The organism is Thermus kawarayensis JCM 12314, assembly GCF_055393575.1.
On record NZ_AP043756.1, the window covers coordinates 1,342,378 to 1,352,059 of the forward strand.

Annotated in this window: 14 protein-coding genes and 1 tRNA gene; 6 read left to right on the forward strand and 9 right to left on the reverse strand. The window is 69.2% G+C overall.

Translation table 11 applies throughout. The features are described from left to right. Positions 1–3: 3 nt before the first annotated feature. From ACZ5RK_RS07520 to ACZ5RK_RS07530, 3 genes are all read right to left on the reverse strand, one after another. Complete coding sequence (locus tag ACZ5RK_RS07520; RefSeq protein WP_464908647.1) at positions 4–705, reverse strand: PilW family protein; 702 nt, start codon at positions 703–705, stop codon at positions 4–6. After that, on the reverse strand, positions 702–1,283 hold the full coding sequence (locus ACZ5RK_RS07525; protein ID WP_464908648.1) for a type IV pilus modification PilV family protein: 582 nt from the start codon (positions 1,281–1,283) through the stop codon (positions 702–704). The genes ACZ5RK_RS07520 and ACZ5RK_RS07525 overlap by 4 nt, the downstream gene beginning before the upstream one ends. A gap of 86 nt (positions 1,284–1,369) precedes the next feature. Continuing rightward, positions 1,370–1,840: a GspH/FimT family protein gene (locus ACZ5RK_RS07530; protein WP_054647303.1), complete on the reverse strand. Its 471-nt coding sequence runs from the start codon at positions 1,838–1,840 to the stop codon at positions 1,370–1,372. Positions 1,841–1,908: 68 nt separating this feature from the next. Here ACZ5RK_RS07530 and ACZ5RK_RS07535 point away from each other — a divergent pair, with 68 nt between their 5' ends. Beyond that, entirely contained in the window at positions 1,909–3,099 is a 1,191-nt protein-coding gene (locus tag ACZ5RK_RS07535) for a thiolase family protein (RefSeq protein ID WP_464908649.1), read from the forward strand. Here the strand turns inward: ACZ5RK_RS07535 and ACZ5RK_RS07540 are convergent. The 4 genes from ACZ5RK_RS07540 to trpS all read right to left on the reverse strand — a co-directional run bounded on the left by ACZ5RK_RS07540 (position 3,096) and on the right by trpS (position 5,275). Next, positions 3,096–3,404 (reverse strand): DUF503 domain-containing protein, encoded by a 309-nt coding sequence (locus ACZ5RK_RS07540; protein ID WP_054647304.1) that lies wholly within the window; start codon positions 3,402–3,404, stop codon positions 3,096–3,098. The genes ACZ5RK_RS07535 and ACZ5RK_RS07540 overlap by 4 nt on opposite strands. Positions 3,405–3,499: 95 nt before the next feature. Further along, positions 3,500–3,586: transfer RNA gene (locus ACZ5RK_RS07545), tRNA-Leu, on the reverse strand. Positions 3,587–3,602: 16 nt separating this feature from the next. Next, on the reverse strand, positions 3,603–4,265 hold the full coding sequence (locus tag ACZ5RK_RS07550; protein ID WP_464908650.1) for a chromosome segregation protein ScpA: 663 nt from the start codon (positions 4,263–4,265) through the stop codon (positions 3,603–3,605). Continuing rightward, positions 4,262–5,275 (reverse strand): tryptophan--tRNA ligase, encoded by a 1,014-nt coding sequence (gene trpS / locus ACZ5RK_RS07555; RefSeq protein WP_464908651.1) that lies wholly within the window; start codon positions 5,273–5,275, stop codon positions 4,262–4,264. The genes ACZ5RK_RS07550 and trpS overlap by 4 nt, the downstream gene beginning before the upstream one ends. Positions 5,276–5,340: 65 nt before the next feature. On the opposite strand from trpS, the gene ACZ5RK_RS07560 reads away from it, so the two are divergent. The 4 genes from ACZ5RK_RS07560 to rplS are packed head-to-tail and all read left to right on the forward strand — an operon-like array spanning position 5,341 to position 7,253. Further along, a complete protein-coding gene (locus ACZ5RK_RS07560) occupies positions 5,341–5,559 on the forward strand; it encodes a KH domain-containing protein (protein WP_054647755.1) in 219 nt (72 codons plus the stop codon). A 17-nt stretch (positions 5,560–5,576) separates the two neighbouring features. Further along, entirely contained in the window at positions 5,577–6,065 is a 489-nt protein-coding gene (rimM, locus tag ACZ5RK_RS07565; RefSeq protein WP_464908652.1) for a ribosome maturation factor RimM, read from the forward strand. Continuing rightward, positions 6,065–6,784, forward strand: coding sequence for a tRNA (guanosine(37)-N1)-methyltransferase TrmD (trmD, locus tag ACZ5RK_RS07570; RefSeq protein ID WP_464908653.1), 720 nt, complete (start codon positions 6,065–6,067; stop codon positions 6,782–6,784). Before rimM ends, trmD begins: the two co-directional genes overlap by 1 nt. 55 nt (positions 6,785–6,839) lie before the next feature. Then, a complete protein-coding gene (gene rplS / locus ACZ5RK_RS07575) occupies positions 6,840–7,253 on the forward strand; it encodes a 50S ribosomal protein L19 (RefSeq protein ID WP_054647765.1) in 414 nt (137 codons plus the stop codon). Between the two features lie 77 nt (positions 7,254–7,330). On the opposite strand, the gene ACZ5RK_RS07580 is transcribed toward rplS, so the two are convergent. Further along, positions 7,331–7,906: a response regulator gene (locus tag ACZ5RK_RS07580; RefSeq protein WP_464908654.1), complete on the reverse strand. Its 576-nt coding sequence runs from the start codon at positions 7,904–7,906 to the stop codon at positions 7,331–7,333. Positions 7,907–7,941: 35 nt separating this feature from the next. Between ACZ5RK_RS07580 and sdaAA the strand changes: the two genes are divergently transcribed. Continuing rightward, the gene (sdaAA, locus tag ACZ5RK_RS07585; protein ID WP_464908655.1) at positions 7,942–8,796 is read left to right on the forward strand and encodes an L-serine ammonia-lyase, iron-sulfur-dependent, subunit alpha; all 855 of its coding nucleotides are present in this window, start codon (positions 7,942–7,944) and stop codon (positions 8,794–8,796) included. 8 nt (positions 8,797–8,804) lie between these two features. On the opposite strand, the gene ACZ5RK_RS07590 is transcribed toward sdaAA, so the two are convergent. Then, positions 8,805–9,662, reverse strand: coding sequence for a sulfurtransferase (locus ACZ5RK_RS07590; protein ID WP_464908656.1), 858 nt, complete (start codon positions 9,660–9,662; stop codon positions 8,805–8,807). Positions 9,663–9,682: the final 20 nt, after the last annotated feature.

Sequence of the window (9,682 nt, forward strand, 5' to 3'; positions counted from 1 at the left end):
CTCCTAGGGGGTGGGCAGGGGTTTGAGGTTAGGCATGAGCACTTCCTGGGTGAGGGCGTAGCAGGCCCGGCCCGGAGGGCAGGCGAGGGTTTTCCCGGTGACGGTGGTGAGGGAAGCGGGGCCCGGGTTGGTCACCGGGGTCAGGGAGTAGCCCGCCACCGTGAGCTTGGCCGAGCGGGGGTAGGCGTCCGGGCCGCAGTCCGGCGTGTCGCGGGTGAGGCCGTTGCTGCACTGGTACTGGATGTCTAGAGCCAAAACCCCTTCGGCCAAGGGCTGAGGACCCGGAGAAGGGGTGGTACAGTCGCTCCCGGAGGTGGGCGTGGCGTTCACGTCGCTCCGGCGCAGGGTGTCCCCGTCAAAGCTGTAGTCCACCCGGCGGCAGGCGGAGGCCGGGTCCCGGAGGCTCGTGACGTAGTAGAGGGTGAGGGTGTCCTTGGGGCCTCCGTCGGTGCCAGAAAGCGGGGGAAGAGGCAGGCTGAAGGCCCGGTTCTGGCTGCCGCTATTCCAGTAGCGGGCCCCCGCCATCTGCAGGTCGGCGGTCACCACCTGCATCGCCATGCGCACCCGGTCCTGGAGCTCATTCCTCGCTTGGGTGTTCCGGGCGAGCTCGCTCGTACTCGCAAAGTAGCGCACGCCCACGGCCAGGACCACCACCAGGATGGCCATGGCCACCAAGACCTCCACCAGGGTGAAGCCGCGCTTCATGGGCGACCACCTCCCGGGGGAGGGCAAGGGGCGGGCTGGTCCTGGGTGGGGGAGGGGTAAACGTCGTAGCAGGTGGCCCGGCGGCCCATGGTGACCTTGGGCCCCCGCAGATGGGTGGCTGTGACCACCACGGTCACCACGCCCTCGCCCAGGATGCCGCTTTCCCCGCGGATGCTCCAGGCCACGGGGATACCCCCGACCGTCTCCGTGCCCGAGCAGGTGAGGCCGGGGCGAAGGTTGGTTGCTAACCCTTCCCTCTGCTTAGGGGAAGGGGCCACCCGGGTGGGGCAGGAGAAGTAGTAGTCCACAAAGTAAAAGCTCCGCCAGTTTCCGGAAGGGTTGTTCGGGTCCAGGGGCGCATCCTTGTAGGGGCTTGAGACCGGGACAACCTCGCTCTTAAGAATTTCCGCCGAGAGCCTTTCCAGGACCTGGACGGCGGCGGCTTTGGCGTCGGTGGCGAAGCGGGCTTGGGCGTTCGCCCTGAGGTTGGAGACCTGGCTCATGAGGAGAGCGCCGAAGGCTATGCCCAAGACGGCTAAGGCGATGAGGACTTCCACGAGGGTAAGACCCTTTCTCATGGCAGGCTCGTCCTTTCCCGTGGGTTCGTGGGGGCCATCATACCCTTTTCCCGCACAAGGGACCTCCGTGCCGCCTTTTGCTGGCATCACTCCACCCGCGCCCGGCCCTGCTGGCTGACGACCACCTTCCGTACCGCCTCCCCTGCCCTCAGGGCGAGGGTAGCGGTGATGGGCTTGGCGGGCACACCCCGGGGGTCAAAGAGGAGGGGGAGGTTGCCGAGGCTGCTCCTCTCCGGGTCCAGGCGCACCCGGGCCCAGTCGCCCTGGCCGAAGCGGACCGCGGTGAACTCCTCCCCGGGGTCATAGCTGCGGTTGGCGCTACGGTCCACGAAGAGAAGGTAGCCCCCGGCGCCCTCGGTGAAGACGTGCAGGCCCACGAAGGCGTTTTGCCGGATAGCCTCGAGCCTCGCCCGGTTCACCTGGGCCGCCAAAGACCGGGCCGCCTGGTCCAGGGCCAGCCGGCTGGGGGAGAAAAAGGAAAGGCCGAGGGCGAGAAGCGCCCCCAGGACGCCCAGGACCAGGAGGAGCTCCAGGAGGGTAACGCCGTGCTTGGCCATCTCTTACGGAGTTTATCCGGGGGCCTTCCTCACCCCGGGGGCCTTTGACCACGGGGTATGATGGTCCCATGCGCGAGGTCTACATCGTTTCGGCGGTAAGGACCCCCATCGGCAAGTTCGGGGGGGCGCTTAAGGACGTAAGCCCGGTGGAGCTGGGGGCCCACGCCATGCGGGCGGCCTTGGAGCGGGCCGGGGTGGAGGGGAAGGACCTGGACCTCTACGTCTTCGGGAACGTCCTACGGGCCGGGCACGGGCAGCTTCTCCCCAGGCAGGCCGCCCTAAGGGCGGGCATCCCCAAGGAAGTGGACGGGTACCAGGTGGACATGGTCTGCGCCTCGGGGATGATGGCGGTCTTGAACGCGGCGCAGTTCCTGCGCACGGGGGAGGCCCACCTGGTCCTGGCCGGGGGGATGGAGTCCATGAGCCAGGCGGGCTTCTACCTCTCCCACCGGGCGCGGTGGGGGTACAAGTTCCTCCTGGGGGCGCCGGAGGGCCTCCAGGACATCCTCCTCCGGGACGGACTTTCCGACCCCTTCACCGGTGAGGCCATGGGGGAGCAGGCGGAGCGCCTAGCCCAGGACCAGGGGGTGGGCCGGGAGGAGATAGACGAGGCCGCCTACCTCTCCCACAGGCGGGCCTGGGAGGCTACGGAAGGGGGGCAGTTCGCCTGGGAGATCGCTCCCCTCGAGGTCCCCGGCAAGAAGGGCCCGGTGCGGGTGGACCGGGACGAGGGCATCCGGCCCGAGACCACCCCGGAGTCCCTGGCCGCCCTGAAGCCCGCCTTCCGCAAAGACGGGGTCCTCACCGCCGGGAACAGTAGCCAGATCTCCGACGGGGCGGCGGCGCTTCTCCTCGCCTCCGAGGAGGCGGTGAAGGCCCACGGGCTTAGGCCCCTCGCCAAGGTATTGGGCGGGGCCTGGGCCGCCGGGGAGCCCTGGCGCTTCCCCGAGGCCCCCATCCCCGCGGCCAAGAAGCTTCTGGACCGGCTCGGCATGCGGGTCTCCGACTTCGGCCTCTTTGAGAACAACGAGGCCTTCGCCCTCAACAACGTCCTCTTCCACCGCCTCCTGGGGGTGCCCTACGAGAGGCTCAACGTCTTCGGGGGGGCGGTGGCCCTGGGCCACCCCATCGGGGCCAGCGGGGCGCGGATTCTGGTCACGCTTCTCAACGCCCTCCGGGCGAAGGGGGAGGAAAGGGGCCTCGCCGCCATCTGCCACGGGACCGGGGGGTCGGTGGCGGTGGCGGTGGAGCGGATCTAGAGGAGGCCATCCAGTTCAAAGGCCTCGAGGCGGTACTCCTCCAGGGCCACGCGGAAGCTCCCGTTCTGCGCCAGGAAGCGGGCGGCCTCCCTCAGGGTGGCCTCCACCCAGGCGGGGTCGTTGCCCAGGAGGCTAAAGCCCACCACCTCGTAACCCCAGGCGTCCAGGCCGTAGAGCCTGGCGGCGGAGACGGGGAAGCGGGCCTTGAGCCTTTCCAAGGCCGGCTTGATGAGGGCCCGCTTTTCCTTGAGGCTCCTGGCCGGGGTCTCCAGTCTGGCGGTGTAGAGGCCGAGGTAGGCCTTCATGCTCTGCCTTCCCGCCCGGGGCGGGCGTTACGCCCAGTTTGCGGCCTTGGGGCCCAAGAAGCAAGTGGCAAAGGCCCCGCCTTCGCGGGGCCCTTTGGTGCCGGGGGCGGGACTTGAACCCGCACGTCCTCGCGGACACACGACCCTGAATCGTGCGCGTCTACCAATTCCGCCACCCCGGCAGACGCAAGGGTCATTCTAGGCCACACCCTTGCCCTCGTCAAGGTCCTGGAGTTCGCCCAAGGCCTCCACGTAAAGGGGGGCGAAGGGGGCCTCCTGGGAAAGGCGCACCCGGCCCAGACGGTGGGCCTCCAGAAGGGCGGCGAAGGCCACCGCCCGCTCGGCCCAGGTGGCCAAGGGGAGGTTCTGGAAGACCGCCCGCCCCTTCAGGAGGGCCTTTAGCCTTTCCCAGGCCTCCCTTAGGCCGAAACCCTCCCTGGGCAGGTGGAGCACCGCCCTCCGGAAGGAGCGGGCCGCCTGGAGGAGGGCCTTAGGGGGGAGGCGGGGGGCGGGCCGGGGCAGGGGGGGCGGGGGCACGGGGAGGAGGCGGGCCCGGCGCTGAAGGCGGGCCTCGAGGAAGGCCACGGTCTCGGAGAGGTCCAGGAGGGCCCGGACCAGGGGGGCCTCCTCCCCCTCCTCCTTGGGGGTGAGGGCCTTCTCCGGGGCGAGCTTGAGGAGGAGGAGCTCGGCCAAGGGGGGAAGGAGCTCGCTCCTCGCCCTCAGGTCCTCGGGGACCTGGGCCAGGGCCTGGTCCACCACCAGGAGGACCGGGACCTCCCTGGGGGAGAGGCGGCCCCGCCTGAGGGCCTCCCGCAGGGCCTCGAGGGAGCCCGTGAAGCCGGGGAAGCTTAGGTGGATCACCGCAGGACCGGGCGCTTGGTGGGCAGGAGGAGGCCCACCTTCTCCCGCACTTCCTCCATGGTGGCCCTGGCCACCTCCCTGGCCCGCCTGGCCCCCTCCAGAAGGGCGTCCATCACGTAGTCGGGGTCCCTCTTTAGGGCCATGGCCCGCTCCCTTATGGGCCTCAGGGTGCGCATGAGGTGCTCAAAGAGGACCCGCTTCACCACCAGGGTGCCCATCCCCGCCTTCCGGTACTCCTCCCTCAGGGCCTCCACCAGCTCCTTGGGGGCGAAGTAGGAGAGGTAGGTGAAGACGATGGTCCGGTCGGGGTCCCCGGGGTCGGAAAGCCGGATCCTCTGGGGGTCGTCGGGGAGGTGCTGGATCTTCTGCCAGATGCTCTCCTCGGGCTCCAGAAGCCCGATGGTGTTTCCCAGGGACTTGCTCATCTTGGCCCTGCCGTCAATCCCCGGCACCCTGGGGGCCTCGGGGTTGAGGAGGGCCTCCGGCTCAGGGAAGGTTTCCCCGAAGAGGTGGTTGAAGCGGCGGGCGATCTCCCGGGTGAGCTCAATGTGCTGCACCTGGTCCTCCCCCACGGGGACGGTGTCCGCCTTGTAGATGAGGATGTCCGCCGCCTGGAGCACCGGGTACAGGAGGAGGCCAGACCACACGGTCTCCTGCTTGCTGGCCTTGTCCTTGAACTGGGTCATGCGGGTGAGGTCCCCTAAGGGGGTGAGGGTGGTGAAGACCCAGGCCAGTTCCGTGTGCTCGGGGACGTGGGACTGGACGAAGAGGGTGACCCGCTCGGGGTCAAGCCCCGCGGCCATGTTCACCAGGGCCGCCTCAAAGGTGCGCTGGGCGAGGGTAGAGGGGTCGTAGGCCAGGGGGTTGGTGAGGGCGTGGTAGTCCACGATGCAGAAGAAGGCCTCCCGCCCCAGCCTTTCCCCGATCTCCACCCACTGCTTGATGGCCCCCAGGTAGTTGCCGATGTGGATTTCCCCCGAGGGTTGGATGCCGGAGAGGACCCGTTTCATTACCTTCCAGGGTAGGGGGTGGAGGGCGGGGCGTCAACGCTCGGGCTTTCGGTTAGCATGAGGGGATGAAGGACCTGGTGGAGTACCTGGCCAAAAGCGTGGTGGACCACCCCGAGGCGGTGCGGGTCCAGGAGAGGCGGGGCCGGGAAGGGCCCCTTTACGTGGTGGAGGTGGCCCCGGAGGACAAGGGCCGCCTCATCGGCAAGCAGGGGCGGGTGATTGAGGCCATCCGCACCCTGGTGCGGGCCTACGCCAAGCGCAAGGTGGGGGTGGAGGTGCGCTGAGGCCCTAAAATGGGGGTATGCGCTTGGTGGAGATCGGCCGCTTCGGGGCCCCTTTTGCCCTAAAGGGCGGGCTCAAGTTCCGGGGGGAGCCGGTTCTCCTCCACCTGGAGCGGGTCTACGTGGAAGGCCACGGCTTCAGGGCGGTGGAGGACCTCTACCGGGTGGGGGAGGACCTGGTGGTCCACCTGGCCGGGGTGGGAAGCCGGGAGCTGGCCGAGGCCTTGGTGGGCCTCAGGGTCTACGCCGCGGTGGAGGACCTTCCCCCCTTGGAGGAGGGGCGGTACTACTACTTCGCCCTCATGGGCCTTCCCGTCTACGTGGGGGGGCAGAAGGTGGGGGAGGTGGTGGACATCCTGGACGCCGGGGCCCAGGACGTCCTGGTGATCCGGGGGATAGGGGAGAGGCTCCGCCACCGGGCCGAGCGCCTGGTGCCCCTCCAGGCCCCCTACGTGCGGGTGGAGGAAGGCGCCATCCACGTGGAGCCCATCCCCGGCCTCTTTGACTGATGCGCTACACCCTCCTCACCCTCTTCCCCGCCCTGGTCCGGCCCTGGCTGGAGGAGTCCCTCATCGCCAAGGCCCGGGAGCGGGGCCTCTTGGAGGTGGAGGTGGTGGACCTCCGGGCCTATGGCCTGGGGCGGCACCGGGCGGTGGACGACACCCCCTATGGCGGGGGGGCGGGGATGGTGATCCGGGCCGACGTGGCCGTGGCCGCCCTGGAGGCCGTGGGCCCGGCGGACGAGTTGATCCTCCTCTCCCCGGCGGGGGAGCCTTTTACCCAGAAGGTGGCGGAGGACCTGGCGCAGAAGGGGCACCTGGTTCTCCTCTGCGGCCGCTACGAGGGGTTTGACGCCCGGGTGGAGGCCTTCGCCACCCGCGTGCTTTCCCTGGGCGACTACGTGCTCATGGGGGGGGAGGTGGCGGCCCTGGCGGTTTTGGAGGCCACCGCCCGCCTCGTCCCCGGGGTCATCGGCGACCCCGAGAGCCACCGGGAGGACTCCTTCGTGCGAGGGCTTCTGGACTTTCCCCACTACACCCGCCCTCCCGAGTTCCGGGGGCTTAAGGTGCCCGAGGTCCTCCTCTCCGGGAACCACCAGGAGGTGCTCCGCTTCCGCCGGAGGGAGGCCCTGAAGCGCACCCTGGCCCTGAGGCCAGACCTCCTCTCCGAGGCCCGGATCGGGGCCCTGGAGGCGGCCTGGCTTGCGGAACTGGACCGGGAAGGCTAAACTTAAGGCTGTTGCCCATGAACCCTTAAGGGTTCCTCTGGGGAGGAGGCACGCCATGAACCGAGGAGCGCTTTTGAAGGTGGTGGAATCCCGCTACGCCCGCACCGACCTGCCCGAGTTCCGCCCGGGGGACACCGTGCGGGTGGCCTACCGGGTGAAGGAAGGCAACCGGAGCCGCATCCAGAACTTTGAGGGCATCGTCATCAAGGTCAGGCGCAACGGGTACAACTCCAGCTTCACCGTGCGCAAGGTGAGCTACGGGGTGGGGGTGGAGCGCATCTTCCCCATGAACTCCCCCCTCATTGAGAAGGTGGAGATCGTCCAGCGGGGCCGGGCCCGCCGGGCCAAGCTCTACTACATCCGCGAGCTTTCCGAGAGGGAGATCCGTCGCAAGCTCCGGGTGGACCGCAAGCGCACCGGGCAGGACATGGAGAAGGCCAAGGAGGCCAAGGAGGCCGCCCAGGAGTAGTACGGGGCCCCCATGCTGGCTTGGGCCAGCATGGGGTGGTATAAGCCCTTCGCCCCCCGGCCCGGGGCGGGGTGGTTTTACAAAAACCCCAGGGCGCGGGCCCGTTCCAGGGCCTCTATGCGGTTGCGGGCCCCCAGCTTCCCGTAGAGGCTTTCCAGGTAGTCCTTCACCGTGTCCGGGGAGAGGCCGAGGGCTCTCGCCATCTCCTTGCCGGAAAGCCCCTGGGCCAAGAGCCTGAGCACCGCTTCCTCCCGGGGGGTGAGGCGGGGGAGGTCCGGGGGGGTGAGGCGCTCCTCCCCGGCGAGCGCCCTTAGGAGGCGCCTCTTCAGCTCGGGGGCGGAGAGCTCCTTGGAGAAGTAGGCGTCGGCCCCGGCCCTAAAGGCCTCCCGGAGGAGGGCTGGCTCCTGGTAGGTGGTGAGGAGGGCGATGACGCCCCCATACCCCGCCTCCCGGAGCTTCCTGGTGCAGGAGAGCCCGTCCAGTCCCGGCATGCGCAGGTCCAGGAGGACGGCCTCCGGCCTTAGGGAGAGGGCCTTTTCCAGGGCCTCTTCCCCGGTGGCCGCCTCGGCCACCACCGTGAGGCCTTCGGCCTCGAGGCCCGCCCGCAGGCCCAGGCGGAAGAGGGGGTGGTCGTCGGCAATGAGAAGCCGCATCCCTCCCAGGCTACTCCAGGGGCTATACTCAGGGCATGCCCCTGACCCTGAACGCCCTAGCCCAGCTCACGGGGTTGGCCTCGGAGCACGTCCTCCGGGAGGAGGTGGAGGAGACGGGAACCCCGCCCGAGGTGATCCTTTCCAAGATGGCCGAGCGGCTTGCGGTGATGCGGGACGCCGTCCGGCGGGGCCTGGCCTCCGATGCCCCCAGCGTGGCGGGCCTGGTGGGGAAGAACGCCAAGACCCTCTGGGAGGCTCCTGACCCCCTGCAAGACCCCCTCCTCAAGCGGGTCCAGGCCTACGCCATGGCGGTGAACGAGGAGAACGCCCGCATGGGCCGCATCGTGGCCGCCCCCACGGCGGGAAGCGCCGGCACCCTGCCTGGGGCCCTCCTAGGGGTGGCGGACCACCTGGGGATCCCCGAGGAGCGCCTTCTCATGCCCTTGGTCCTGGCCGCTGGGGTGGCCAAGATGATCAGCCGGGTGATCCACATCGCCGGGGCCAGCGGCGGCTGCCAGGCGGAGATCGGCTCAAGCGCCGCCATGGCCGCGGCCGCCGTCACCGAGCTTCTGGGAGGAAGCCCCGAGGCCTCGGCCCACGCCGCCGCCCTGGCCCTGCAGAACACCCTGGGCCTGGTCTGCGACCCCGTGGGGGGCTTCGTGGAGGTGCCCTGCGTCATGCGCAACGGCTTCTACGCCGTCCACGCCGTGAGCGCTGCCTCCATGGCCCTTTCGGGGATAAGGAGCGTCATCCCCCCCGACGAGGTGGTCCTGGCCATGGCGGGGATCGGCCGCCTCCTTCCCCTGGAGCTCAAGGAAACGGGCCTAGGGGGCCTGGCCGACACCCCCACGGGCCGCCGCCTGGCCCAGGAGGCCCTGAAGAAGACCTGAGGGCGCCGCTACTCCTCCCCCTTGGCGATGGGCACCCCCACCAGGTTGCCCCACTCCGTCCAGGAGCCGTCGTAGTTCTTCACCCGGGGGTAGCCCAGGAGGTACTTGAGGACGAACCAGGAGTGGCTGGAGCGCTCGGCGATGCGGCAGTAGACCACCACCTCCTTGTCCTGGGTGACCCCCAGGGGCTCGTAGAGGGCCTTCAGCTCCTCCGGGCTCTTGAAGGTGCCGTCGGGGTTCACCGCCTTGGCCCAGGGGATGTTCCTGGCCCCGGGGATGTGGCCGGCCCGGAGCGCCCCTTCCTGGGGGTAGTTGGGCATGTGGGTGAGTTCCCCCCGGTACTCCTCGGGACTGCGCACGTCCACCAGGGCCCCCTTACCCTCCTTGACCTTCAGGATGTGCTCCAGGACGTCGTCCCGGTAGGCGCGGATGGACTCGTCGCGGTAGGGCACCTGGTAACGGCCGGGGGGGTAGGAGGGCACCTCGGTGGTGAGGGGACGGCCCTCCTCCACCCACTTCTGCCGCCCCCCGTTCATGAGGCGCACGTCCTTGTGGCCGTTGTACTTGAAGAACCAGAAGGCGTAGGCCGCCCACCAGTTGTTCTTGTCCCCGTAGAGGACCACGGTGGTGTCGTTGGAGATGCCGAGCCTTTCCATCAGCTTGGCGAAGCCCGCCTCGTCGATGAAGTCCCGCACCACCGGGTCCCAGAAGTCCCGCTGCCAGTCGATCTTCTGGGCTCCGGGGACGTGCCCGGTCTCGTAGAGGAGGATGTCCTCGTCCACCTCCAGAACCCGCACCTGGGGGTCATCCAGGTGGGACTGGACCCATTCGGTGCTCACCAGGACCTCGGGATGGGCGTACGCCATAGGCCACCTCCGCCCTCAAC